This is a genomic window from Mesorhizobium sp. NZP2298 (genome assembly GCF_013170825.1).
In the GTDB taxonomy this organism is placed as follows: Bacteria; Pseudomonadota; Alphaproteobacteria; order Rhizobiales; family Rhizobiaceae; genus Mesorhizobium.
This window is the reverse complement of record NZ_CP033365.1, coordinates 7,229,249-7,251,108: the sequence shown is the minus strand read 5'-3', so window position 1 is coordinate 7,251,108 and position 21,860 is coordinate 7,229,249. Positions and strand designations below refer to the sequence as shown.

General features: G+C 58.8%; 36 protein-coding genes and 1 tRNA gene. 28 read left to right on the top strand and 9 right to left on the bottom strand.

Annotated features, from left to right (window positions below; translation table 11 throughout):
* Positions 1–11 precede the first annotated feature (11 nt).
* The 24 genes from EB231_RS34450 (at position 12) to EB231_RS34335 (ending at position 12,293) form a co-directional block, all read left to right on the top strand.
* Positions 12–1,538 carry a hypothetical protein gene (locus tag EB231_RS34450; protein ID WP_172352676.1) on the top strand — a complete coding sequence of 509 codons (1,527 nt, stop codon included), beginning with the start codon at positions 12–14 and terminating at the stop codon, positions 1,536–1,538.
* A 2-nt stretch (positions 1,539–1,540) separates the two neighbouring features.
* A complete protein-coding gene (locus EB231_RS34445; protein ID WP_172352675.1) occupies positions 1,541–1,894 on the top strand; it encodes a hypothetical protein in 354 nt (117 codons plus the stop codon).
* Between the two features lie 449 nt (positions 1,895–2,343).
* Entirely contained in the window at positions 2,344–2,562 is a 219-nt protein-coding gene (locus EB231_RS34440; protein ID WP_172352674.1) for a DUF7940 domain-containing protein, read from the top strand.
* Positions 2,555–3,031 (top strand): lysozyme, encoded by a 477-nt coding sequence (locus tag EB231_RS34435; protein ID WP_172352673.1) that lies wholly within the window; start codon positions 2,555–2,557, stop codon positions 3,029–3,031. The genes EB231_RS34440 and EB231_RS34435 overlap by 8 nt, the downstream gene beginning before the upstream one ends.
* Positions 3,028–3,402: a hypothetical protein gene (locus tag EB231_RS34430; RefSeq protein ID WP_172352672.1), complete on the top strand. Its 375-nt coding sequence runs from the start codon at positions 3,028–3,030 to the stop codon at positions 3,400–3,402. The genes EB231_RS34435 and EB231_RS34430 overlap by 4 nt, the downstream gene beginning before the upstream one ends.
* On the top strand, positions 3,323–3,628 hold the full coding sequence (locus EB231_RS34425; RefSeq protein ID WP_172352671.1) for a dehydrogenase: 306 nt from the start codon (positions 3,323–3,325) through the stop codon (positions 3,626–3,628). The genes EB231_RS34430 and EB231_RS34425 overlap by 80 nt, the downstream gene beginning before the upstream one ends.
* A complete protein-coding gene (locus EB231_RS34420) occupies positions 3,625–4,017 on the top strand; it encodes a hypothetical protein (protein WP_172352670.1) in 393 nt (130 codons plus the stop codon). The genes EB231_RS34425 and EB231_RS34420 overlap by 4 nt, the downstream gene beginning before the upstream one ends.
* Positions 4,018–4,167: 150 nt before the next feature.
* On the top strand, positions 4,168–4,551 hold the full coding sequence (locus EB231_RS34415) for a DUF7448 domain-containing protein (protein ID WP_172352669.1): 384 nt from the start codon (positions 4,168–4,170) through the stop codon (positions 4,549–4,551).
* Between the two features lie 44 nt (positions 4,552–4,595).
* Positions 4,596–5,273, top strand: a complete 678-nt coding sequence (locus EB231_RS34410; protein ID WP_172352668.1) for a S1 family peptidase — start codon at positions 4,596–4,598, stop codon at positions 5,271–5,273.
* Positions 5,273–5,473, top strand: coding sequence for a hypothetical protein (locus EB231_RS34405; RefSeq protein WP_172352667.1), 201 nt, complete (start codon positions 5,273–5,275; stop codon positions 5,471–5,473). Before EB231_RS34410 ends, EB231_RS34405 begins: the two co-directional genes overlap by 1 nt.
* Complete coding sequence (locus EB231_RS34400) at positions 5,470–5,979, top strand: hypothetical protein (protein WP_172352666.1); 510 nt, start codon at positions 5,470–5,472, stop codon at positions 5,977–5,979. Before EB231_RS34405 ends, EB231_RS34400 begins: the two co-directional genes overlap by 4 nt.
* A complete protein-coding gene (locus tag EB231_RS34395; RefSeq protein ID WP_172352665.1) occupies positions 5,976–6,551 on the top strand; it encodes a hypothetical protein in 576 nt (191 codons plus the stop codon). The genes EB231_RS34400 and EB231_RS34395 overlap by 4 nt, the downstream gene beginning before the upstream one ends.
* On the top strand, positions 6,548–6,787 hold the full coding sequence (locus EB231_RS34390; RefSeq protein WP_172352664.1) for a hypothetical protein: 240 nt from the start codon (positions 6,548–6,550) through the stop codon (positions 6,785–6,787). Before EB231_RS34395 ends, EB231_RS34390 begins: the two co-directional genes overlap by 4 nt.
* A gap of 288 nt (positions 6,788–7,075) precedes the next feature.
* The gene (locus tag EB231_RS34385) at positions 7,076–7,549 is read left to right on the top strand and encodes a hypothetical protein (protein WP_172352663.1); all 474 of its coding nucleotides are present in this window, start codon (positions 7,076–7,078) and stop codon (positions 7,547–7,549) included.
* A 2-nt stretch (positions 7,550–7,551) separates the two neighbouring features.
* On the top strand, positions 7,552–7,929 hold the full coding sequence (locus tag EB231_RS34380) for a hypothetical protein (RefSeq protein ID WP_172352662.1): 378 nt from the start codon (positions 7,552–7,554) through the stop codon (positions 7,927–7,929).
* Positions 7,930–8,076: 147 nt separating this feature from the next.
* Complete coding sequence (locus tag EB231_RS34375) at positions 8,077–8,280, top strand: hypothetical protein (RefSeq protein ID WP_172352661.1); 204 nt, start codon at positions 8,077–8,079, stop codon at positions 8,278–8,280.
* Entirely contained in the window at positions 8,277–9,539 is a 1,263-nt protein-coding gene (locus EB231_RS34370; protein ID WP_172352660.1) for an oxidoreductase, read from the top strand. The genes EB231_RS34375 and EB231_RS34370 overlap by 4 nt, the downstream gene beginning before the upstream one ends.
* On the top strand, positions 9,536–9,748 hold the full coding sequence (locus EB231_RS34365) for a hypothetical protein (protein ID WP_172352659.1): 213 nt from the start codon (positions 9,536–9,538) through the stop codon (positions 9,746–9,748). Before EB231_RS34370 ends, EB231_RS34365 begins: the two co-directional genes overlap by 4 nt.
* Complete coding sequence (locus EB231_RS34360) at positions 9,748–10,545, top strand: hypothetical protein (RefSeq protein WP_206681888.1); 798 nt, start codon at positions 9,748–9,750, stop codon at positions 10,543–10,545. Before EB231_RS34365 ends, EB231_RS34360 begins: the two co-directional genes overlap by 1 nt.
* On the top strand, positions 10,542–10,742 hold the full coding sequence (locus tag EB231_RS34355) for a hypothetical protein (RefSeq protein ID WP_172352658.1): 201 nt from the start codon (positions 10,542–10,544) through the stop codon (positions 10,740–10,742). The genes EB231_RS34360 and EB231_RS34355 overlap by 4 nt, the downstream gene beginning before the upstream one ends.
* Positions 10,739–11,140, top strand: a complete 402-nt coding sequence (locus EB231_RS34350) for a CAP-Gly domain protein (RefSeq protein WP_206681887.1) — start codon at positions 10,739–10,741, stop codon at positions 11,138–11,140. Before EB231_RS34355 ends, EB231_RS34350 begins: the two co-directional genes overlap by 4 nt.
* Positions 11,140–11,580, top strand: coding sequence for a GTP pyrophosphokinase (locus tag EB231_RS34345; protein WP_172352657.1), 441 nt, complete (start codon positions 11,140–11,142; stop codon positions 11,578–11,580). The genes EB231_RS34350 and EB231_RS34345 overlap by 1 nt, the downstream gene beginning before the upstream one ends.
* Positions 11,577–12,206: a deoxynucleotide monophosphate kinase family protein gene (locus tag EB231_RS34340; protein ID WP_172352656.1), complete on the top strand. Its 630-nt coding sequence runs from the start codon at positions 11,577–11,579 to the stop codon at positions 12,204–12,206. The genes EB231_RS34345 and EB231_RS34340 overlap by 4 nt, the downstream gene beginning before the upstream one ends.
* Before the next feature lie 10 nt (positions 12,207–12,216).
* Positions 12,217–12,293, top strand: a tRNA-Arg gene (locus EB231_RS34335).
* A 41-nt stretch (positions 12,294–12,334) separates the two neighbouring features.
* Here the strand turns inward: EB231_RS34335 and EB231_RS34330 are convergent.
* The 9 genes from EB231_RS34330 to EB231_RS34290 form a co-directional block, all read right to left on the bottom strand.
* Complete coding sequence (locus EB231_RS34330) at positions 12,335–12,742, bottom strand: hypothetical protein (protein WP_172352655.1); 408 nt, start codon at positions 12,740–12,742, stop codon at positions 12,335–12,337.
* Positions 12,743–13,518: 776 nt separating this feature from the next.
* Complete coding sequence (locus tag EB231_RS34325; protein WP_172352654.1) at positions 13,519–13,758, bottom strand: hypothetical protein; 240 nt, start codon at positions 13,756–13,758, stop codon at positions 13,519–13,521.
* A gap of 72 nt (positions 13,759–13,830) precedes the next feature.
* Positions 13,831–14,010, bottom strand: coding sequence for a hypothetical protein (locus EB231_RS34320; protein WP_172352653.1), 180 nt, complete (start codon positions 14,008–14,010; stop codon positions 13,831–13,833).
* Positions 14,011–14,116: 106 nt separating this feature from the next.
* Positions 14,117–14,320, bottom strand: coding sequence for a hypothetical protein (locus tag EB231_RS34315; protein ID WP_172352652.1), 204 nt, complete (start codon positions 14,318–14,320; stop codon positions 14,117–14,119).
* Positions 14,321–14,374: 54 nt separating this feature from the next.
* Entirely contained in the window at positions 14,375–14,608 is a 234-nt protein-coding gene (locus EB231_RS34310) for a hypothetical protein (RefSeq protein ID WP_172352651.1), read from the bottom strand.
* Positions 14,589–14,816 (bottom strand): helix-turn-helix domain-containing protein, encoded by a 228-nt coding sequence (locus EB231_RS34305; protein WP_172352650.1) that lies wholly within the window; start codon positions 14,814–14,816, stop codon positions 14,589–14,591. The genes EB231_RS34310 and EB231_RS34305 overlap by 20 nt, the downstream gene beginning before the upstream one ends.
* Positions 14,813–15,289 carry a hypothetical protein gene (locus EB231_RS34300; RefSeq protein ID WP_172352649.1) on the bottom strand — a complete coding sequence of 159 codons (477 nt, stop codon included), beginning with the start codon at positions 15,287–15,289 and terminating at the stop codon, positions 14,813–14,815. The genes EB231_RS34305 and EB231_RS34300 overlap by 4 nt, the downstream gene beginning before the upstream one ends.
* A 40-nt stretch (positions 15,290–15,329) precedes the next feature.
* Entirely contained in the window at positions 15,330–15,509 is a 180-nt protein-coding gene (locus EB231_RS34295) for a hypothetical protein (protein ID WP_172352648.1), read from the bottom strand.
* Between the two features lie 90 nt (positions 15,510–15,599).
* Positions 15,600–16,445, bottom strand: coding sequence for a DNA-methyltransferase (locus EB231_RS34290; RefSeq protein ID WP_172352647.1), 846 nt, complete (start codon positions 16,443–16,445; stop codon positions 15,600–15,602).
* Between the two features lie 340 nt (positions 16,446–16,785).
* Between EB231_RS34290 and EB231_RS34285 the strand changes: the two genes are divergently transcribed.
* The 4 genes from EB231_RS34285 (at position 16,786) to EB231_RS34270 (ending at position 21,852) form a co-directional block, all read left to right on the top strand.
* Complete coding sequence (locus EB231_RS34285) at positions 16,786–17,247, top strand: MerR family transcriptional regulator (RefSeq protein WP_172353149.1); 462 nt, start codon at positions 16,786–16,788, stop codon at positions 17,245–17,247.
* A gap of 300 nt (positions 17,248–17,547) precedes the next feature.
* Positions 17,548–19,338 carry an acyl-CoA dehydrogenase gene (locus EB231_RS34280; protein ID WP_172352646.1) on the top strand — a complete coding sequence of 597 codons (1,791 nt, stop codon included), beginning with the start codon at positions 17,548–17,550 and terminating at the stop codon, positions 19,336–19,338.
* A 102-nt stretch (positions 19,339–19,440) separates the two neighbouring features.
* Positions 19,441–20,610, top strand: a complete 1,170-nt coding sequence (locus EB231_RS34275) for an acyl-CoA dehydrogenase family protein (RefSeq protein ID WP_172353148.1) — start codon at positions 19,441–19,443, stop codon at positions 20,608–20,610.
* Positions 20,611–20,643: 33 nt separating this feature from the next.
* Entirely contained in the window at positions 20,644–21,852 is a 1,209-nt protein-coding gene (locus EB231_RS34270) for an acetyl-CoA C-acetyltransferase (protein WP_172352645.1), read from the top strand.
* Positions 21,853–21,860: the final 8 nt, after the last annotated feature.

Sequence of the window (21,860 nt, the reverse complement as noted above, 5' to 3'; positions counted from 1 at the left end):
GGAATCCAACATTGTCGACTTACAAAACCGGCACGGTTTCCGTGACGAATGGCAGCGCTACGGTTGTAGGCACCGGTACAGCATGGGCTGTAGCACTAGTGGCTGGCGGCATATTCTCGTGCGCTGGTATTGCTGTGCCGATCGCGTCCGTAACGGACAACACGCACATCGTACTTGACTACAACTGGCCGGGTACCACGGCTAGCGGTGCGACCTACAGCATTGCGTTGGAGAATGCATCCGCGGCCAGCGTGGTGGATTTGAATACCACGCTCTCGAGAGTGTTGGTTACGCTTAGTCTGGCTGGCATCACGCCGGACGCTTCTGGCACCCTGACCGACCGCGCTGCTTTGTCGCTTACAGTGGCAGACAAAGGCTTCCTATTCCTCCATGCAGAGATCGGTGTTGCGTTCGCGTTCTACCGCTGGACCGGCACGGCATGGGATGGGCCATTTGCCGTGGCGAATGCATCTGGTGGAGCAGTTAGCAGCCTAGCGGCTGGGACTGGAATCACCGTTGATGCGACCAATCCGGCTATTCCGATTGTTAAGTTGACTCACCTTGGAACGTCAACGCGCAACCACCTGATCAACGGTAACGGCGCGGTCAATCAGCGCGGCGCCACGGCTCCAACGGATGATACCTATGGATGGGACCGACACAATCTCCTGACACAAACCGCAGCGATTGCCATTTCGACCCTGACGAACGTGGCGAATGGCCTGCCTTACATGATGAGGATGACCCAGTCGCAGGCCACAGCGCAGCGTATGGGCAACTCGCAGATTATCGAGAGCCGGGATTGCATCGGGCTACGTGGCAAGACCGTAACTCTGATAGGGAAGTTGCGAAACTCGCTTGCCGCAGCGACACGTTATGCCATTCTGGAATGGACTGGCACGGCCGACACCGTCACTTCAGATATCGTCAACTCATGGACGAACGGTACCTTCACGGCTGGACAGTTCTTCAATTCGACCACGCTCAATGTGCTTGCGGTAGGGGCGATCACACCCACTGCGGCAACCGTCACGAATTTCCTGCTGACCGCCACGGTAGGTGCGTCTGCCAACAATCTCATCGTCTTCATCTGGACAGAGACCGCTCAGGCGCAGAGTTCTACGCTCGATGTCGCCTGGGAACTGCTTGACTACGATGCGACGGGCAAGACCTATCCGACTGAGTTCCGCCCGTATGCGCAGGATTTCGCGCTGTGCCAGCGATACTATGTGCGGCTTCTGGGCGGTGGCCCTGGCACCCGGTTTGTAACGGGGCAATGGCAAAATACCACAGACTTTGCATGGGCCTTTTCGCATCCGTCACCCTTCAGGACATCCCCGTCGGTTGTGTCGAACGACATGACCATCCGCCTTTCTGGCGTCGGCAACATCACTGTCACAGGGGCATCCTTGCTATGGACATCCGGGCTGTTCTCGGCAGTGGCCTTCAACGTCGCGTCTGGCGGCGTAACTGACGCAGGAAGTCAGATCCGGTACAATTCTGGCACCAGCTATATCGAATTCAGTGCGGAGCTTTGACCATGGCCACCGTTGAATCAGCCTTCTACAATGGCAACGGCTCCATTATCGCCGTGATCGATGGGCGAACGGTCGGCATCCCCGACGACATGAGCAACATGGATCGCGTTCTAGTGGCCGAATGGGAAGCCGCAGGAGGCGTGATTGCCCCCTATGCCGAGCAGCCAGAACCAATCCCCGACCGCGTATCGCCCGCCCAGGCCGAAATCGCCTTGTACAACGTCGACAACGGCACATTGCTAACAACCGTCAACGCCATGATCGACACGAGCCGGTGCGCATCTGGTGGCGGAAGGCTACCTACATCTCACGGGACCATGCATATCTGCAGGCGCTCGCAATTGAGGTTGGCCTGACCGATGAGCAGGTTGATGGGTTGTTCGTGGCGGCTGCTAAGCTTTAGGTGCGCGCCCACTTTATTGCTCGCTCAATGCGATCAATCAGCCAGAAAGGCAAGAGCAACGCGAGAAGTGCTGCGACCGCTAGCCAGTTGAGTATGTCAGCGACTATGCGGGTGGCTATTTTCATGGCTAACCGCATACCAGAAATGAAGCGCAAACGCAATGACCACTCTTGGCAACATCTCCCGCCTTATAAACCGCATCACTGGCGGCCGCAAGGGCCAAACGCTATGCGCCAGGCTAGCGGCCCGCAACCCAAACTGCCTACTTTGCCGCCTGCTCAGCCGCATTGAGCCGAACCACTGCCTGCGCGAACTAGCCCGATGGGAACGCCGCGGCATGTACTGCGCCAAGCGGTTGCGGTGGGGTTAGGCGCACACAGCAAGCCCACCAGAGGATACAAAATGAAACTCCTACCAAACTGGCGGGACGTGCTAACGCGCGCCTGGAGCGCCCGCCTTAACGCGCTTGCGCTACTGTTTACCGCGCTTGAGGTCGCACTACCGTTGTTGGACGGCTATGTCGACATTCCGCGCGGCATCTTCGCTTCACTATCGGGCATTACCGCTGCGGCCGGCTTCTATGCCCGCCTTGTTGTTCAGAGGAACCTTCCACATGGCTAGCAGACTTAAGAATGCGGCGGTAGGCCTTACCGTCGCCGGCTCGCTTGCGGTCGGCCTTATCGGCGGCTTTGAGGGCGTTCGCACGCACGCCTATCGCGATGTTGTCGGGGTGCCCACGGTATGCTTCGGCGAGACGCGCGGCGTCAAGATGGGTGACAAGTACACCATGGACGAGTGCCGTGGCATGCTTGGTCAGGCATTGGTTGAATTCGAGACCGGCATGCGCAAGTGCATGAAGATGCCGGATGCCGTTCCTGATAAGTCCTATGTGGCCTTTCTGTCGTTCTCTTATAACGTCGGTGTCGGTGCCTTCTGCAAATCGACACTTGCCAAGAAGCTTAATGCCGGCGACCTTCGCGGCGCGTGCAACGAGTTGCCGCACTGGAATACTGCTGGCGGGCGTATCATCAAGGGCCTAGTTACTCGCCGTGCCGAAGAGCGCAAGCTGTGCCTTGAGGGTGTCAAATGAAACTACTCGACACCCTTACTGGCGGCTACGCCAGTCTCATTGTCTACGGCATTGCCGCGCTCGCCGTTGCTGCCGTGCTGGCGTGGACGTACCACTCTGGTTACTCGTCCGCGTCACACACATGGCAGGTGAAATACGACCAGCGTGAGGCCGCCATCACCGAAGCCTACAATGCTGAGATCAGCCGCCAGGCGCAGGCCAACGCGATGGCTAAAGCCGCTGAACAAAAGCGGCTGGACGAACTCGAGGCGGCTAATGCTGCCCTAGAAGCACATATCAAGGAACTCTCAGATGAAGCTAACGCTGACCCTGACCGCGATCGCGTTTGCCTGTCTGATGGCAGCGGGATGCGTATCGACTCGATCCATTAACGTTGCGCCGCCGCCGCCTCAGTTGAGTGAGCCTGACCGCGCACTGGTCAAAGCTTGTCTTGGCCCAGTGCGCTTGCCGAAGGGCGAGTTGAAGCAAGGTGATGTCGAGCGGCTTTGGATTAGTGACAGGAAGGCGCTGATTGATTGCGCCCGTCGCAGCAAGGCGCTGCGGGATTTCTACGCTGAGCGTGATGCGGCTATCCGTGGCAAGGCTGCAAGCAAGTGACCTTCGATATGTCAGTCGGCATACCGACACTCATTGCATTGTTTACGCTGTTGGGAGCGGGACTTGGTGCTTGGTACACGTTGCGCGGTCAGGTTGGCGAGAACACCAAGGGGCTAGACAAGCTAGAGGACGAGAACGAGAAGCAACTAGCCGCGCTCGCATCTGCTCTGGCTCTTGCAAACGCCAACATCGCCAAGGCACTAGAGAAGGCTGAGGAGGTCCGCGCCAAGACCGCCAGAGAGCTGGACGAATACAAGCTTACCGTCGCCACCAATTACGCCACCAACAACGCCATCCGCCTCGTTGAGGAGCGGGTAGTTGCCGCTATCGACCGCCTGGGCGATCGGCTGGACAAGTGGCTGGACTCGCCGCGCAACACGCAGAGCTAAAAGCACCGCCCCTTCCGAAAGGTTGGGGCGGTTTTTTTGTGCCTGGATTCCTAGCGCATATTGTGTAAAACGCCTTTTCTCTTGACAAAAAATGTGAAAACGCCTAGTTTGACGATACAGCATTTAAGTTGATTCCATGAGGAGGCGACGATGGGTTGGCGCGATGAGGACGTTGCATTTGAAAGTCTGATTGGCCGCGTTATCGCCAATATCGAAAACAGCGGCGAAGAGATCATCTTCACGATGGAAGATGGCGAACGCTACAAGATGTATCACTCGCAGGATTGTTGCGAGAGTGTGTACGTAGAGGACGTCATAGGCGATCTCGCGGACCTGATTGGCCACCCTGTTTTGCGCGCCGAAGAGGTAACAAGCACAGACAGTTTTAACAAGGAGTTGGAATACGACTCCTTCACTTGGACATTCTATAAGCTTGCAACGATCAAGGGTTCTGTTGACATCCGCTGGTTCGGCAGTTCCAACGGCTACTATTCGGAGTCTGTCGACTTCGTGAAGGTGCCTACCACTCACTGACTTTCCTTACTGCCTAAACACAACCACAACCACAGGGGACTCTCATGCGCATTCTTGCCGCCACCCTTTTTGCTGCCTCGGCCCTGTGTGTTGTGGGGTGTGCCACTGGCATCCAGTCCAATGCACCTGCGGCGGGTTCTTCAGTTCGTATTGAGTTGCCCACGTCACTCGGGAGCGGCGTCTATATCGGCAACGGCGTCATTATCACGGCTGCTCACGTAGTGGACGATGCGCCGCGCTGCAATGGCGCAGGCTTCAGCAATTGCGATGCGTCTGTGCCACCTACGGTGCGCCTTATCAGCGACCAAGGCGACGTTCAGACCGGCGAAGTCCTCTGGCTCAACAAAGAGTACGACATCGCGGCCATCCGGCCGGCGAATGCGCGTCGCTTTACCGCTGCGCCCTTGGCTTGCCGAGATGCTGTTGTGGGTGAGCCTCTGGCGGCGGAGGGCAACCCGCTCGGTATGCAGTTCATCACCATGCACGGCTACGTGTCGGGCACCGTCCGCGAACTCCAGCCGAACTGGAAATCGGCGTTCATTACGGACATGACGACCATTTCAGGTATGAGCGGCGGGCCAGTGTACGACAATGCCGGACAGGTTATCGGCATCACGGTTGGCAGCGCTGACCCGAATGCTAAGCCGGGCGGCTCGGCTGTTGCGGCGTGGGGCTTTGCTGTTCCGTCGAGTGCGGTGTGCTCGCTGCTTGGGAGGGTGTGATGAATTGGCTGGCTGTCATCGTCGTGACCACTAATATGGGAGGAGTGCAATACATGGAGCGCTTCCCCGTTTCATCGGAGATATCGTGCGAGGAGGCCGTCAATAAATGGGCGGCAGATTATGAAGCCAAGGGCTTGGCTCCTGCAAAATATTTCTACGAGTGCGTCGACATCGGCTCGATTGTCAAAGGTGCACAATGACCCTAACAAAACTCTATATCGTCAACTTCGCCGGAGCCTGCCTTGCTGTGTGGGCTTGGCTTATGGGGTATGTGCAACGCGTCACGGAAGCGGACGCCGTGCATATGGCTTATGTCATTGCCGCCGTGTTTGTGGTGGGCCTTATGTCGACTTTGTGGCAAGCGCGAAAGGTCGACAAGAGGCTTCGCCAGCGCATGTGGAATGGCGACGAGCGCTCCCGCGCCTACACGTCAATCGTTAGAGAAAGCGCCCACCTCTACGACGTCTTCGTTGCGCTGTTCCTGCTAGGCATCATAGGAAACGCTATTGGCTTCTTGATTGCCTTCGGTGGCGTCGATATCGCCGCCATGTCCGACCCGGAAGGCATACGCAAGGCGGGTGCGCAGCTACTGACTGGCGCCGGGACCGCATTCGGATCCACGCTGGTTGGCCTCACGCTAGCACTGTGTACGTCGATCAACCTTCGCATTCTTGCAACTGCAACCGACAAGCTGGCCGCAAGATGAGCCGCCCGTCGCACGCTACACATGTATGGTTGTTCGCTTTTGTTGACGTGCTTCTTGGGCTGACATTTGTCTTTGCGTCTTACGTGTTCTTGGCTTTGCCGCAGATCAATCCGCCAACCAAGGCATCCCCCGAAGCCGTTCCGCCACCCGGCGATATGATGATTTGCATGACGTGGCAGGGCCACAACGATTTGGACCTGTGGGCAACAGCTCCAGGTCAGGAAATTGCGACCGGGTACAGCCACAAGGGCGGCAACGTTCTTGACCTCGTGCGTGACGACCTCGGCATGGATGACAGCGAACCCGTCAGGCAGGAGTGTCAGTTTGGTCGCGGCTTGCCGGATGGCAGGTACGTTGTGAACGTCCACGGGTATTCGGTGCTCGAGAAGGTGGCCAAGGTGCGTATTGAGATACGCATGGGCGACGGTCTGCCGCTTCTGTTTCCTGCTGCCAATCTGGACATCCGCCAAGCGCAAGAGCGCACCGTAGCGCAGTTCCGGTTGGCCGGTGGGCGAGTGGTGGCTGGTTCGATGAATGAAGTTTATGTGCCTTTGAGGAGTGCAGGAAAATGACAACAAAAAGTGCGTTCCCGGTACCTGGCGCCTACGGTGCATCGGATAGCGGTATGGCGTTACGCGACTGGTTCGCAGGTCAAGCGCTTGCCGGGTATCTGGCGTCTGTGTCCACACCAGAGGTGATGACACTCTGTTCTCAGGCGGCAAAAGCGCGAGGCATGGAGGAAGAACCGTTTATCGCCAAGGTTGCGTACACGTTTGCCGACGCGATGCTTTTGGAGCGCAGCAAATGACATTTCCAGTTCGTTGGTTCTTTTGGGTGCCGTTCTGCGTGTTGTCATGCATCATCGCAGCAACCAGCTACACGATGGCGGACGCAGCTCTTCATGGTGACTTTGCGAGAGCCGTTGTCCTTGCGTCGATTGTGGCTATCGGTAGCTTAGCGGCGTTCGGGTGCGGCCTTGTCGCTACAGGGGGCAGGCTTTGACAGCCCTCCTCATCTACATCGCGGTAGTCGCGGTTGCCATGACCATCTTCATCATCGTTGGCAACCGCATGCTTGGCCCGCTGGAGCCGCTTCCATGACAAACTGGCTACACACGGCGGCGTTTTCCGTATACGCCCACACAAGCCCCGCCACCGCCTGCCTGGCGCTTGCCATAGTGCTTGCCGCATTCGCCTACGACGCATTACGAAAGTGGACTACGGTGGCGCTCCTACCCGCCTCGTTGGCCGCCGTGGCCATGGTTGCGCTTAGCCTTGGGAGGCCACTTCCAGTAACGCCACCGCCTGGTGACTATCAGGTGTTGGGCGCTGACATACAGGTGGACCGCTACATAGACGCGCTGCTTAAGGACGGCGACGGCGAGGCTGTGCTTTACCGCCTGCCGTACACAACGCAACAGGCCAACGCCCTGCAGAACGCACTAGACGGCGAGGGAGGTGCTAAGGCTGCGGTCGGCGAAGATGGCGGTGTGGCCTATGACGGCGAAGCGCCGGTAACTGGATCTGAAAATAAGGTGCCGGAGGCGCCGGCTTATAGTGGGGGAGGGTGATGATGGCTAAGTTTAAGATTGGGGATATGGTTGTTCCAAAAGATGGGAGTTATATCGGAAATACAGCGGGAAGCCCCTACAACCTTCCGCGCAAGCCAATGCTGGTCATAAGCTATCTTGATGATACGTGCATGAAAGTTCTAGCGGGCGCGAACGAGTCTCCACCAGTCAATCCAAAGTGCTTCGATTTTGCAACGGCTGCCGGCCCGGTTCGCACCGTTACACGTAAGGAGATAGTATCTGGCGTTTACGGCATTGTGTCGGTAGCGCCAGATGGAACGCCCATGCTGACACCGAAGTTACGCAAGTACACCACAGCAGAGATGCGCGCAGCTGCGAACATTATCAACGAGCTTGCCGACTTCCTCGACGCCGCATGATCCAACCCAACGACTACATCCGCCTACCAGAATGGCCGTACTGCTGGCCGGTTATTGCTCGCAAGGACGGCAAGGTTTGGCTCGCCGATGCAAGGGGTGGCCTCTGGTCTTACGGCGAGACTTTGAAATGGTGCAAGGAGACTGACGATGAGCGGGACCGACGGATTGAGCGGCAAAGACGAGGGTTGGATTAGTAGAGACGTCCCAAGCCGGGAACGCGCGTGGCTCGACACATGGATTGCGGTTGCTACGGCCAGCAACTGCAATAGCGCGACAGTAGCAACGTCTTGGGCGGACATCTGCCTGAAGGAATTTGATAAGCGCTTTCCCAACAAGGAACCAGCCAATTGACTCCTCCCGTAACAGACGAGCGGGTTGCCGCCACGCTGGCCGCATACCTGGCAAACGACAAGAACCAGTCAGCAACCGCTAAGGCGGAAGGCATTTCGAGGGAATCCGTACAGCGTCATATCCGGCTTGCCGCAGAGCGCGGCATGATGGGAACGAAGCCGGTGCTTGATGGGTTTGCCATCAAGTCGGTATCGAGCAAGGTTGACGGCCATTGGGTGAAGCAGACCAAGGCGGCCGGCGAGGTACACGAGATCCCGGAGGGCTTCGCCCTTAAGCGCGATTCCGCTCTCACTGATAGCGAAGGCCGACGCATTGCAGGCTGGCGCATCAGCGAGCCGTCAAAAGAGTATCTGCTCGCCGCCATGCGGGCAGCAGTAGACGCGCTAAAGGAAGAACTGCCGCGCGCCACGCCGACACCTGCGCCAGGTTCGACCGTTGCGGAACTGCTCAACCTCTATGCCGTAACCGACGCGCATTTCGGAATGCTGAGCTGGCGTGAGGAAACCGGCGCCGACTACGACCTGCCGATCGCCGAGAAGCTTTTGCTTGATTGGTTTGCCGCAGCGATCGACTTGGCGCCACCTGCGCAGACGGCAATCTTCGCGCAGATTGGCGACCTGCTCCACTACGACGGCTTCGAATCCAAGACGCCAACGAGCGGCCACATCCTCGATGCGGACAGCCGTCTGCCGAAGGTTATTCGCGTCGTCATCAGGACGCTGCGTCGCGTCATCAAAATGCTGCTCGAGAAGCACGAATTCGTGCACATCATCATGGCCGACGCCAACCATGACCCGGCAAGCGAGGCTTGGTTGCGTGAGATGTTTGCGTCGTTCTTCGAGGATGAGCCGAGAGTCACAGTCGATAGCTCTGCGGGCACATATTACGCCTACGAGCATGGAGATGTGTCCATCTTCGTGCATCACGGTCACAAGCGTAAAATAGGAAATGTCGACTCTGTCTTCGCTGGCAAATTCCGCGAGATGTACGGCAAGACCAAGTTCTCCTACGCACATCTTGGTCACCTGCATTCCGATGAACTGAAGTCGACCAACCTGATGAAGGTCGAGCGGCACGAGACGCTTGCCGCACCGGATGCCTACGCTGCGAATGGCGGATGGCTGTCCGGGCGGTCGGCAAAGGTCATCACGTACAGCAAGAGACACGGCGAGGTGGCGCGGTTGACGCTCACACCAGGAATGGTTGGCGGCTATCGAACCTCCGTGAATGACAATCGGAAAGAGGAGATGGCGGCGTGAAACACAACCCGCATGCATACAAGATCGGATGGCAGGCATCAGCGAACGACAACGTGCATCTGTGCGGCTGCATCGGCCCACAGAATGGCCAGCCGCTTTGCCCATGTGCCATGCGCGGCGTGAAGATTGTGGATGGTCGGTACGTCAAGGTTGTCGACTATGGTCCAGCCAACGGCGGAAAGCGCCTAGAGATTGCAGGTGTTGCGTGATGGGGATGCATATTGATTTTGCACCAGTCGACCCAAGGTCTATTCGGTATTGGGACTCCGTCGCCCGCCGCTACGTCGAGCACGACACGACGGCGCAGGAGACGTTTGGGCCTTTGGAGGAACATACCATACGTCCACTCGACCTAGAGGCAGAAGTCAGATCGGGAAGGATGACAGTTAACCGTGCTAGGCGTCTGATCGGCCTAGACCCGTTTCCCTCCAATGACAACTTGCGCACGGTTGCTGACGCAACAAAGCGCAAGGGCGACACTTTGCAGACCTTTTCCGCTAGGCTGTTCTGGCCCTTAGATGCCCGTCAGGACGAGGTTCACATCGAGGACGTCGCCCACAGCCTTAGCCTGCAATGTAGATTTGCCGGCCACTGCAAGCAGTTCTACAGCGTGGCTGAGCATTCGGTCCTGATTGCCAACTGGATATGGTGGCACGGCCCCGCAGCAGACGCTCTTTGCGGCCTGCTGCACGACGCGACAGAGGCCTATTTGGTGGACATGCCGCGCCCGGTCAAGCGCAGCCTGCCTGAGTATCAACGGCACGAGGCGGCACTATGGAAAGTGATCGCGGCACGGTTCGGCTTGCCGGAAGTCATGCCGGACGTAGTTCACGAGGCAGACAACCGGATAATTGGCGACGAGTTGGTCAACATGCGTCCGATGGCCTGGCACGCAAAGCACAATGATCCGCTGGGAGTCGAGTTGCAGTTCTGGTCGCCGGAGCAGGCTGAGGACGCTTTCCTGAAGACGTATGTGATGCTTCAAAAGATGGGGGTGGCGGGGTGAAAATCTCTGAGACGGTGCGCGAGCTTGAAAAGATCAAAGCCATTTATGGCGACATCCGCATCACTGGCGGACAACTGATGGACGACAGTCCTTTATCGAACATCTGTGTTACCGACGTTGAAGGCATGGAGGTGTACCCGCGCGACCCGAATGGCGTTCGCGGCAAGAACAAGATTGATGGGGTGTTTCTCACATGACCGAATCCCGAAGCGACCTATACCCCGGCCAAGAAGTCATCTGCATTGACGATCAAGTGCCGCTCGCCGACGGCACGTCAGTCAAGGACGCCAACATCACGGAAGGCACTATATATCGTCTACGGTGGGTAGGCATGGCTACGCACTACGTCTTTGGCGATTATCTTGGCGTGAAGCTTGAGGGCGTCAACTCAGGATTTGGTGAGGCATGGGGTCAGCCAGACGCACCATACAACGCCAAGCGGTTTCGTCCGCTGGTCAAGGATACGATTGCGGTGTTTCGGTCGATCGCCGCAGATCCAACAAGAACCATCGACGCACCAGAAGGTCCGCGCCGTGGCAAGAAACTGCCGGTTCGTGCGCCGTCGAGAGAGAAGACGAAAGTGGAGATTGAGTGATGGGTCTATCTACGGCAATCCAGGTGGCGGCGAGCGCACACGAAGGCCAAGTCGATAAGAGCGGGGAGCCGTATATCCTTCATCCTTTGCGCGTCATGCTTGCGCAGACCGATGACGTGTCGCGCATCGTTGGCGTTCTGCATGACGTAGCAGAAGATGACGCATTCGGATGGTACAACATCCACGATGGAGGCTTCAGCATCGAGGTGATAGAGGCGGTCGACTCTGTTACTCGCCGCGAAGGCGAAGATTATTTCGACTACGTCGCGCGCGCCAAGGCCAACCCTATCGGCAAGATGGTGAAGATTGCCGACCTGAACGACAACATGGATCCAAGCCGACGGCCAGCCAACGATCCAGACTACGCCACGCGCATGGCGAAATACAATCGCGCGCTCTGCTATCTTCTCGACAAGACGATTGTGAAGGAGGCGGCATGACCGGCTTTGCAGAATTTTACACGCCTTGGGGGTTCATTCCAGCTAACGATAACGTCAAGCCGCCCCCCGCCTCGCACTATCACCACAACGTCGACAAACTCCCGCTCATCGTCGCCCTTAGCGGCGTAGCAGGCAGCGGCAAGAGCACCGTCGCTGAGTATCTACAAGACATCCACGGCTACACGCGCGTCCGCTTTGCTGGGCCGCTGAAGGCCGCCATGGCCGCGCTAGGGCTATCCGCCAAGCAGATTGAAGGCGACCTGAAGGAGGTGCCGTGCGACTTGCTCTGCGGGCATACACCGCGTTACGCCATGCAGACGATCGGCACCGAGTGGGGCCGCAACATCATCGGCGAGGAGTTCTGGACTGGCCTGTGGCGTGCAGCAGCTAATGCGGTCATCGAGGACGGAGGCCGCGTGGTAGTTGACGACTGTCGCTTCCCGAATGAGGCGGCAACAGTGCGCAAGATGGGCGGCGACATCTACCGCATCATTGGTCGCGGGGGGCTTGCCGGAGCGCACGAGTCGGAGCGCATGGACTTCATTCCGGACATTGTGATTTCGAATGAGAGCGACATACTTGCGCTTTACAGCAAGGTTGACGAAGCGCTGGTGAGGTGGGGATAATAACCAAGATGAAACGTGGAGCTTGGCGGGTACAGCGTGGGACGCTTCGGCGGCCTTAGATAGCAGGTTCGAATCCTGCCCGTTTCATCATGCGCCGCCACTTCCGAAAGGTTGTGGCGGCTTTTTCGTTAAGCCACGCCAGCCTTCTTGGCAGCCTTGCTAGCCACATACTCGCCCGTCTTCGGATCTTTCCGCCGACGGAACTTCTTTTCGCGTGCCGGCTTGGCGGCTCGCGGGACCAACGACTCCGCAGTCGGCGCCCGCAGGATCATGCCAGGCACGAACATGCCATCGCCGCGGCTAAAGCCTTGCGCCACCCGGTCAGGCAGCAATCCATTGTCATGAAGCCATTTGATGTCAGCCACCACGCGCTCAACGCGCGTAGCCGCCTCTGCGGCTAGCTCTTCCTTGGCTGCGATATCAGCCAGTCGCTTCTTCTCAGCTTGCGCCATAGCAATCTCTGCGGCCAGCCGCTCGAGTTCGGCGTCCGACTTTGTCAAAAGGTCTGGTCGTAGTTTGTCGATAGTGGCGGCCATGCGCATGTCCCTCGATTAACACGCATGGCCTATAGCTTGCTACAGCAAGCTCCGCAAGCGGCTGGCGGGCCGCAATGCTAGTCCTTCCTATCGCCAGGACACATACCAGTTTGATGCAGCAAGCACTGCAGGCACGGTGTGCTGCCTGGTGTGACGTCAATCAGGCTGTCGCCGGAAATCATGCGATCTCTGCACGGATCCACGGTTGCGAAGGAGCGAACACCGTAGACCTCTACGCCGCGACTTGTGCGTACCCTCGTCATCACAAGCGACGGCATGTTTTGGCTAATATGCGATACGCACTGCCCTAGCTTGAATCGCCAATCAGTATCTTCGTCTTGCTTCCATCCGACGTCACCGCCCTCGGTTGCCGTTTCTGGCATTACCATTGCGTTCATAATCCCAAACCTTTTATTGTTGCCTTTGGGTGCGCACGCACACACAGCGCACCAGTCCGCATCTCAATGCTTTGTCGACTTGCCTCGTGGCGGGCAAGCCGGGAGTTGATAACCCGTTGAGAACGAGCCGGAGGCTTTTGGCCGCTGGCCGGAACCAGACGAGCTTGGACATAGCGCACCGCTCCCGGCCAAAGCCAGGTGATGCGCCGCTGCCAAGCAGGCGCACAATTCGGCGCCTGTCTCGCGCCTATCTCAAGCCGGGTTATCAAGCCCGGTTACACACTGTTATATTTGCTTAACGTGCGCAAGGGCTAACTGGTCAGACCAGTATTGCTTCAAGGGTTGTGCCCCAAACGACACAATGATAGTTAACGGCAACTATACTTTAGCAAAGACGAATATCCGATTGTGGTACAGGTTGCGGCATTTCGTGCACCTGACGTAGCGGGCGGCAAAGCGCAGATAGGCTTCTTGGGATCTGGTTTTCAGCCTGGCGTAATCAACCGGAGCTTCGTGGCCGCAGCACCCACAGCGGGCGCCGAGTTGCGTTGTTGGCGGGATGTCCTCGAATCGGATTTCCCAATAGGATTTGTCGGTGACGAGTTCGGTGAGTTCCATGCGTGGGAAGCTAACACACATGTGAATAAATTCCTAGCGGTGGATAAAAAGAAACCCGCCAAAACGGGTAGGTTATGGAGCGGCAGTCTCTAAAATTTCATCCAGCCAGACGTAGGCGCTGGACATCTCCTTCTCTGCCGCATCTGCCAGAGCCCTCACCGCAGCCTCTGCGGCCGGCATGAACTGTATCCAGAATTCGTCCGTGCCGTGCCTGGCTTTGGCGATCGTGCGGGCTAGGGATTCTAGGGTCATTGGTCTTCGTCCTCCAGCCATGATGGATGCAGCAGCCAATACACAAGCGACATGCCGCCGACCATGAAACAAATCAGCAGAAGCTTCCCGATTAATGCCCAGTCCATCACTTCCCTCCGCGCGCAAGCGCAAGTGCGGCGTCGATGCGACGAACGACGTCGGCGCTGTCGCTGCCTTCTCTCGCGCCAGTGCTGCCAATGATGTGGTCGCGAGCGTCCTCAAGCGCAGCCACGAGCGCGTCGATGGTTTCCCGCGTCTCATTTTGATCACCAAGAGCAAAAATCAAATCGTCAATCTTGTCGTCTTCCATTATTCCTCCTTGGCCTCTGCGGCCATCATCTCTTTCGCCAACCCAACCCCGTAGCTAGGCGAACCAGTGCGTAGGCTCCGGTACGCGATGCTCGCTGTCGACGCGCATCCAGCCCGTAGCGTGCTCAGCTTCGGCGTACTGCTGCCCTGTGAGAGGGTCGGTCAATGAATCGAAGCGCACGGTTCGCCATGCAGCAGGTCCGTCGTATACGACGCTACCTTCGTATATGCGCTTAACTCGAATGATGCTGCCGTCCTTTGGTGCGCTATCAATCTTTTTCCAGCCCATCGTCTTTCTCCCTTTCCACAAATTCCCTGGCAAGTTCCACACCGTATTTCTCGATGTAGGCGAGCAGGCGGGCTAGGGGTGGGGGTATGGCACGTTCGCCGCTAGACCACCGCTTGCTGGTTCTAAGGTCGACACCCAACAGCGGTGCCGCGCGATTATGCGATAGACCGAGCCGCTTGAGCGTGGCCCGGTATTCGGTGGGTGTCATGCTACTTGTGCGTTGGGTTGGTTCGCATGACTAGCGATAGATTTCAACGCCTCCTGCATATCATCGCTTGGCCACATGTCGTCTGTCCACGTTGACAGATCGTGTCCATTGCAAAGAAGCAGAATGCGAGCTGCGTTGGCAGCATCTTCGAGTGTCGGAAGCGAGGCGCACGGCGTGCCGCCATCACTAGGAATCATGTCTAGTGCGGCGTGCATCTTGTCCAAAACGGCGCGCGTCTCTGGAGGCATCATTCGCGGCGTGTCGAAGTGGGATATCGCTTCGCTCAACGCAGTCACCAGCGCCTCATGCATATTGACAGCAACGGTCACTCTGTCGCCGAACTCAGCCATTCCAGAAGACCGCGCCAGAACGGCGCGAGCGCAATTGATCAGGTGCTTGCCGTTGGCGTCATTGATATAGCCGACTGCCTTGTCGTGTGTCCAAGGTAGCGGGGCGTTCTGAATGTCAGTCATCTTATTCCCTTTCCAAATACCCGAGAGCGGCACGATTGTGTCATTCCTTCGGCTGCCACTTGGCCATGAACTTTTCAGCCGACATTTCGCCTCGCTGAAACTTGCCCATGTCCTGAACCATTTCGTCCTTGGACATGCGCTCCGCAACGGCGGCAACGGCCTTGGGGTCGCGACCGACACGCCTGCGATGTTCTGCTGCCGCTCTGTTGGGGTTTGCCATGTCCGTATCTCCCGTTTCGATACGTCACATATAGTGGCCATTGGCCACCACGTCAAGCCCACAAGCGCCACCGGTAACGCGCCGTAACGCTTAGGCTGTGAGGGCGAATAGGTCCGGCAAGTGATTGTCATTATCTGCGGCTGGCTGTTGCGGAGCAACAACGGGGCCGCAAATGCGCTGGCGAGCGATGGCTAGATACTCGTCGCTTATCTCGATACCCACAAACTTGCGGCCAGCCGCGACTGCCATCTTGCCAGTTGTGCCGCTGCCTAGAAATGGATCCAGCACGACGTCGCCAGGATTCGACCAACTCAGGATATGGTCGCGAGCGAGCGATTCTGGAAACGGTGCAGGGTGCTTACTCTCGCCACGCTGCCTCTGCGGCGGCATGTCCCATATGTTGTACCGCTGCCCAAAAGCACCAAGAACATACCCCTTGCTTGGTGTGGTCGTCCCATCGGCTTGGCGGTTCATGACGTGTTTGCGTACGTCTCCCGCCCACTTGTTAGGCTTGTCTTTGATCGGGTTGAAGGTCTTTGGCGCTCCTTTGCTCAGCACGAACATGTATTCGAATACCGGAGCGTAGCGAACAGCGAGCGCCCCAACGGCGGAGAAGCATCCCTTATTCCAGATCATTGTGTCGTGCAGATTGAAGCCGCATACGTCTTTAAAAAACAGCGCCTGCCGGAATGACGTTCCGGTCTCGCTTCCGCCGACCGTTGCATCCCCTACATTCCAGACAACCACTCCTCCGCTTTTTGTCACACGGTAGAGGTTTCGCGCGATGGTTTCGAAGTCGAATGTGTATCCCTTGTATGTGCGCAGATTGTCGTAAGGTGGCGACGTCACGGTTAGGTCAATGCTCGCCGCAGGCAGGCTTGCCAGTACCTTTGCAGAGTCGCCTTGGTGCAGTTCAATCACGTCAAAATTCTCCATCCTAACGCGCTCCGTAACGCGGGGTAACGCGCATCCCGTAACGCTTTGTTCCTGCTATCTAACTTTTTCAGCAACGCTAACAACGCGTTAACCAAGCTTAAGAAGTTGCAGGAAGTTGGCTGTCGCTGCCAGCGGTGCGGCATAAAGCACCTTCATAGAACGCCCCTTGCGTCATGAGGCGGCTATCGGTATAGAATTGACGTAAACGTAAAAGGCGCATTTGAGTGTGCTGTTTGCGATTTTGTTTGTCGAAACCACGGCCGGAAGCACGCCACCGCTTCCAGTCAGGCGACGCATGGTCCAGGACCGCGACGCCACCAGACGGGGAAAGCCAGTGACCATGAAGCTTATCTCGGCCGGCGAGACCGCCGCCAATACCAATAATGTATCTGTCGAAGCCGGTGAGGATCTCGTTCGCATCGGCGAAATGGCCAAGAAATACGGCGTGACGCTGCGTACGCTGCGTTTCTATGAAGACAAGGGCCTGCTCAACCCGCAGCGCGACGGTTCGACCCGTCTCTACACACGCCGCGACAAGGCTCGGCTGAAGCTGATCCTGCTTGGCCGCAAGGTCGGGTTCTCGCTGCGCGACGTCAAGCAGATGATGGATCTCTACGATCCGACCGGTTCCAACACCAAGCAGCTGCGGCTGGCGCTGGACAAGTCGGAGAAGCAGCTTGCCCGCTTGCAGAAGCAGCGGGCGCTGATCGATGACGCCATCAACGAGCTCTCAGGCTCGATGTCGGCGGTTCGCCAGATGCTGGCCGAGCGCACAGCGCCGCAGGCGAGCGTCGCAGGCTAAGCAAACCGCCGGTTCTGGCACGATCAAGCCGCGTGGCTCTGCCACGCGGCTTTTTCGCTTTGTGCACCTGCCTCTTCTCTCTCTCTCTCTCTCTCTCTCTGATCCCTCGGCGCTGGCTCGCACGACGTTGCGCGGCTAGGCTCACCAGGCTTGGGTAGGGCGGAAATCTTGTCGCATCGAAAAAATTGACGTTTACGCAAACGTCAATTTTTGCTATCCCGACTCCAACACGGGTCCGCATGCTGCCCTGACATGAATTCGGGGGCTTTTCGGACCAGGTCCGCAGGGTGGAGAAAGAGCATGCCGACATACAGGGCTCCGGTTCAGGATACGCTGTTCGTACTCAACGAGGTGCTGGGCTATCAGCGCTATTCCAACCTTCCCGGATTTGCCGACGCCACGCCCGACGTTCTGGAAGCGATCCTCGCCGAGGGCGCCAAGCTCGCCGAAAACGTCATGCATCCGCTCAACCGTGTCGGCGACATGGAAGGCTGTGTCCGTCACGACGACGGTTCGGTGACGACGCCGAAAGGCTTCAAGGAGGCCTTCGACCAGTATCGCGAGGGCGGCTGGATGGGGCTGGCCGCACCGGTCGAGTTCGGCGGCCAGGGGCTGCCCTACATGGTGCACCAGGCGGTCTCCGAGTACATGGTCTCGGCCAACATGGCCCTGATGATGTATCCGGGCCTGACGCAAGGCGCGATCGCGGCGATCATCACCCACGGTACCGACGAGCAGAAGGCGACCTGGCTGCCCAGGATGGTCGAGGGCTCCTGGACCGGCACCATGAACCTGACCGAGCCGCATTGCGGCACCGATCTCGGCCTGCTGCGCACCAAGGCGGTGCCGAACGGCAACGGCACCTACAGGATTTCGGGCCAGAAGATCTTCATTTCGGCCGGCGAGCACGATATGTCGGACAACATTGTCCATCTGGTGCTGGCTCGCATCGAGGGGGCGCCGGAAGGTGTGAAGGGCATTTCGTTGTTCATCGTGCCGAAGCTCAAGCTCGATGCTTCGGGCAATCCGGGCGAGAAGAACACGCTCTCCTGCGGCTCGATCGAGGAGAAGATGGGCATCCACGGCAATTCGACCTGCGTCATGAACTATGATGAGGCCGAAGGCACGCTGCTGGGCGAGGCCAATGGCGGCCTCAAGGCGATGTTCACGATGATGAACGAAGCCCGCCTCGGCGTCGGCCTGCAAGGGCTGTCGCTGTCGGAGATTGCCTACCAGAACGCTGTCGCCTACGCCAAGGACCGCTTGCAGGGTCGTTCGCTGTCGGGTGCCAAGGCGCCGGACAAGAAGGCCGACCCGATCATCGTCCATCCCGACATCCGCCGTTCGCTGATGACCATGAAGGCCTTCAACGAAGCCGGCCGCGCGCTGGCGCTGTGGACCGCCATCAAGTCCGACATCGCGCATCGCTCCGCCGACGACAAGGACCGCCAGGCCGCCGACGACTACACCGGGCTGATGACGCCTGTGGTCAAGGGCGTGCTCACCGACAAGGGTTTCGACCATGCGGTGATGGCCCAGCAGGTTTTCGGCGGTCACGGCTATATCGAAGAGCACGGCATGAGCCAGTTCGTGCGCGATGCCCGCATCGCCATGATCTATGAAGGCGCCAACGGCATCCAGGCGCTCGACCTCGTCGGCCGCAAGCTCGGGCTGAATGGCGGTCGCGCCATCCAGGCCTTCTTCAAGGAGGTCGGCGAATTCTGCGAGGAAAACCGCGCCGACGAGAAGATGGCGCCGTTCACCAAGGCTCTGAAGAAGGGCCTCAACGACCTGCAGACGGCGACCATGTGGCTGGTGCAGAATGGCATGGCCAAGCCCGACAATGCCGGTGCGGCCTCGACCGACTACATGCATCTCTTCGGCCTTGTCGCGCTGGGCTACATGTGGGCGCAGATGGCCAAGGTGGCACAGGGCAAGACCGGCGCCAACGGTACCCAGTCCTTCTACGACAACAAGGTGGTGACGGCGCGCTTCTTCATGGAGCGGATCATGCCGGAGACGTCGGCCCATCTCGCCCGTATTTCGAGTGGCGCGGACACGCTGATGGCCCTGCCCGCCGAAGCGTTCTAAAGATGGTTGCCTTCTCCCTCGAGGGGAGGGGCGGTTGAGGCCCGCGTGACGTGCGCCGACCTCAACTCCGACGATGCGCTCTGGGAGGAGTACCATATCCACATGACCAACCCCGCCGAAATACTTGGCCTTCCCAAGCCCGCCTGGGCGGCGGACGAGGTCGGCATGCTCTACGACATGGCGACCCGCTTCATGGCGGAGGAGATCGCGCCGCGCTACGACGAGTTCGAGAAGAACGAGATGGTCGACCGCGAAAGTTGGCTGAAGGCGGGTGCCGCCGGCCTGCTTTGTGCCTCGATGCCGGAGCAGTATGGTGGGTCCGGCGGCACCTTCGCGCATGAGAGCGCCATCATCGAGGCGATCGGCCATGTCGGCGTCGACGGTTTCGGCATCGGCCTGCACAATTCGATCGTCGCCCCTTATATCCTGCACTACGGCTCCGAGGAGCAGAAGAGGAAATGGCTGCCGAAGCTCGCGACCGGCGAGCTGATCGGCGCCATCGCCATGACCGAGCCTGGTGCCGGCTCCGATCTGCAGGGCGTCAAGACGCGGGCTGAGAAAGACGGCAACCAGTACAGGATCAACGGCTCCAAGACCTTCATCACCAACGGCCAGCTCGCCAACTTCATCATCGTCGTCACCAAGACCGATCCGGAAAAGGGCGCCAAGGGCACCTCGCTGATCGTCGTCGAGACCGATGAGGTCGACGGTTTCGAGCGCGGTCGCAACCTCGACAAGATCGGCCTGAAGGCCAACGACACGTCGGAACTGTTCTTCAACGACGTGCGCGTGCCGACCGCCAATCTGCTTGGCCACGAGGAAGGCCAGGGCTTCATCCAGCTGATGCAGCAGTTGCCGCAGGAGCGGTTGCAGATCGGCACCGGCGCCATCGCCATGATCGAGCGGGCGCTGGCGCTGACCATCGACTACGTCAAGGAGCGCAAGGCCTTCGGCAAGGCGATCATCGATTTCCAGAACACCCAGTTCAAGCTGGCCGAGCTCAAGACCGAGGCCACCATCGGCCGCGTCTTCTACAATGATTGCGTCACCCGCCACATCAATGGCGGCCTCGATCCGGTGACGGCGTCGATGGCGAAATACTGGTTGAGCGACCTGCAGGGCAAAGTCGTCGACGAATGCCTTCAATTGCATGGCGGCTATGGCTACATGAATGAATATCCGATCGCCCGCATGTTCCGCGACGCTCGCGTCCAGCGCATCTACGGCGGCACCAACGAGATCATGAAATTGCTGATCGGACGCTCTCTCTGAGAGTGGCGACCGGCAAACCCAAGGAGCAAGAAAATGGCTGAGGCTTATGTCTACGACGCCGTGCGCACGCCGCGCGGCAAGGGCAAGAAGGACGGATCGCTGCACGAGGTGCCGGCGGTGCGGCTTGCCGCCAAGACGCTCGAGGCATTGCGCGACCGCAACGGGCTCGACACCGGTACAGTCGACGACATCATCTTCGGCTGCGTCGATCCTGTCGGCGAGGCGGGTTCGGTCATTCCGCGCGCCGCCGCCTTCGAGGCCGGCTACGACACCAAGGCGCCGGGCATGCAGATCTCGCGCTTCTGCGCCTCGGGTCTCGATGCCATCAATTTCGGCGCCGCCAAGATCGCGCAGGGCGCCGACGAGATCGTCATCGCCGGCGGTGTCGAATCCATGTCGCGCGTCGGCATGGGCGCCTCCGGCGGCGCCTGGTTCATGGACCCGTCGGTCGGCCTGCCCGGCTGGTTCGTGCCGCAAGGCATCTCGGCCGACCTGATCGCCACCAAATACGGTTTCTCGCGCGACGACGTCGACGCTTATGCGGTCGAGAGCCAGAAACGTGCCGCCAAATCCTGGGCCGACGGCCGCTTCAAGAATTCGGTTATTCCGATCAAGGACCAGAACGGGCTCACCATTCTCGACCATGACGAGCACATGCGGCCTTCGACCGACATGCAGTCGCTCGCATCGCTCAACCCGTCCTTCGTCATGCCCGGCGAAATGGGCGGTTTCGACGCGGTCGCGGTGCAGAAGCACCCCGAGGTGGAAGAGGTCAACCACGTCCACCACGCTGGCAACTCGTCCGGCATCGTCGATGGCGCGGCGGCCGTGCTGCTCGGCTCGAAGAAGGCCGGGAAATCCATGGGCCTCAAACCCCGCGCGCGTATCCGCACCTTTGCCAATATCGGTTCCGAGCCGGTGCTGATGCTGACCGGTCCGGTCGACGTCACAGAGAAGCTCCTGAAGCGCGCCAAGATGAAGCTGTCGGACATCGACTTGTTCGAGCTCAACGAGGCCTTCGCCTCGGTGGTGCTGCGCTACATGCAGGCCTTCGACATCCCGCACGACAGGATCAACGTCAATGGCGGCGCCATTGCCATGGGCCATCCGCTCGGCGCCACCGGCGCGATGATCTTGGGCACGGTGCTGGACGAACTCGAACGCCGCGATCTCAACACCGCGCTGGTGACGCTGTGTATCGGTGCCGGCATGGGCACCGCAACGATCATCGAACGCGTCTGACGGGGAGA

Bases quoted from the DNA above. Each gene is read 5' to 3' on its own strand.
- EB231_RS34435 (WP_172352673.1), top strand. From the start codon at position 2,555: ATGGCTAGCAGACTTAAGAATGCGGCGGTAGGCCTTACCGTCGCCGGC.
- EB231_RS34315 (WP_172352652.1), bottom strand. From the start codon at position 14,320: ATGGAAGACGACAAGATTGACGATTTGATTTTTGCTCTTGGTGATCAA.
- EB231_RS34390 (WP_172352664.1), top strand. From the start codon at position 6,548: ATGACAACAAAAAGTGCGTTCCCGGTACCTGGCGCCTACGGTGCATCG.
- EB231_RS34445 (WP_172352675.1), top strand. From the start codon at position 1,541: ATGGCCACCGTTGAATCAGCCTTCTACAATGGCAACGGCTCCATTATC.
- EB231_RS34380 (WP_172352662.1), top strand. From the start codon at position 7,552: ATGGCTAAGTTTAAGATTGGGGATATGGTTGTTCCAAAAGATGGGAGT.
- EB231_RS34410 (WP_172352668.1), top strand. From the start codon at position 4,596: ATGCGCATTCTTGCCGCCACCCTTTTTGCTGCCTCGGCCCTGTGTGTT.
- EB231_RS34305 (WP_172352650.1), bottom strand. From the start codon at position 14,816: ATGACACCCACCGAATACCGGGCCACGCTCAAGCGGCTCGGTCTATCG.
- EB231_RS34385 (WP_172352663.1), top strand. From the start codon at position 7,076: ATGACAAACTGGCTACACACGGCGGCGTTTTCCGTATACGCCCACACA.
- EB231_RS34415 (WP_172352669.1), top strand. From the start codon at position 4,168: ATGGGTTGGCGCGATGAGGACGTTGCATTTGAAAGTCTGATTGGCCGC.
- EB231_RS34350 (WP_206681887.1), top strand. From the start codon at position 10,739: ATGACCGAATCCCGAAGCGACCTATACCCCGGCCAAGAAGTCATCTGC.
- EB231_RS34325 (WP_172352654.1), bottom strand. From the start codon at position 13,758: ATGGAACTCACCGAACTCGTCACCGACAAATCCTATTGGGAAATCCGA.
- EB231_RS34295 (WP_172352648.1), bottom strand. From the start codon at position 15,509: ATGGCAAACCCCAACAGAGCGGCAGCAGAACATCGCAGGCGTGTCGGT.
- EB231_RS34430 (WP_172352672.1), top strand. From the start codon at position 3,028: ATGAAACTACTCGACACCCTTACTGGCGGCTACGCCAGTCTCATTGTC.
- EB231_RS34270 (WP_172352645.1), top strand. From the start codon at position 20,644: ATGGCTGAGGCTTATGTCTACGACGCCGTGCGCACGCCGCGCGGCAAG.
- EB231_RS34345 (WP_172352657.1), top strand. From the start codon at position 11,140: ATGGGTCTATCTACGGCAATCCAGGTGGCGGCGAGCGCACACGAAGGC.
- EB231_RS34440 (WP_172352674.1), top strand. From the start codon at position 2,344: ATGAAACTCCTACCAAACTGGCGGGACGTGCTAACGCGCGCCTGGAGC.
- EB231_RS34290 (WP_172352647.1), bottom strand. From the start codon at position 16,445: ATGGAGAATTTTGACGTGATTGAACTGCACCAAGGCGACTCTGCAAAG.
- EB231_RS34280 (WP_172352646.1), top strand. From the start codon at position 17,548: ATGCCGACATACAGGGCTCCGGTTCAGGATACGCTGTTCGTACTCAAC.
- EB231_RS34310 (WP_172352651.1), bottom strand. From the start codon at position 14,608: ATGGGCTGGAAAAAGATTGATAGCGCACCAAAGGACGGCAGCATCATT.
- EB231_RS34405 (WP_172352667.1), top strand. From the start codon at position 5,273: ATGAATTGGCTGGCTGTCATCGTCGTGACCACTAATATGGGAGGAGTG.
- EB231_RS34340 (WP_172352656.1), top strand. From the start codon at position 11,577: ATGACCGGCTTTGCAGAATTTTACACGCCTTGGGGGTTCATTCCAGCT.
- EB231_RS34360 (WP_206681888.1), top strand. From the start codon at position 9,748: ATGGGGATGCATATTGATTTTGCACCAGTCGACCCAAGGTCTATTCGG.
- EB231_RS34300 (WP_172352649.1), bottom strand. From the start codon at position 15,289: ATGACTGACATTCAGAACGCCCCGCTACCTTGGACACACGACAAGGCA.
- EB231_RS34330 (WP_172352655.1), bottom strand. From the start codon at position 12,742: ATGGCCGCCACTATCGACAAACTACGACCAGACCTTTTGACAAAGTCG.
- EB231_RS34395 (WP_172352665.1), top strand. From the start codon at position 5,976: ATGAGCCGCCCGTCGCACGCTACACATGTATGGTTGTTCGCTTTTGTT.
- EB231_RS34320 (WP_172352653.1), bottom strand. From the start codon at position 14,010: ATGACCCTAGAATCCCTAGCCCGCACGATCGCCAAAGCCAGGCACGGC.
- EB231_RS34285 (WP_172353149.1), top strand. From the start codon at position 16,786: ATGAAGCTTATCTCGGCCGGCGAGACCGCCGCCAATACCAATAATGTA.
- EB231_RS34275 (WP_172353148.1), top strand. From the start codon at position 19,441: ATGACCAACCCCGCCGAAATACTTGGCCTTCCCAAGCCCGCCTGGGCG.
- EB231_RS34400 (WP_172352666.1), top strand. From the start codon at position 5,470: ATGACCCTAACAAAACTCTATATCGTCAACTTCGCCGGAGCCTGCCTT.
- EB231_RS34425 (WP_172352671.1), top strand. From the start codon at position 3,323: ATGAAGCTAACGCTGACCCTGACCGCGATCGCGTTTGCCTGTCTGATG.
- EB231_RS34375 (WP_172352661.1), top strand. From the start codon at position 8,077: ATGAGCGGGACCGACGGATTGAGCGGCAAAGACGAGGGTTGGATTAGT.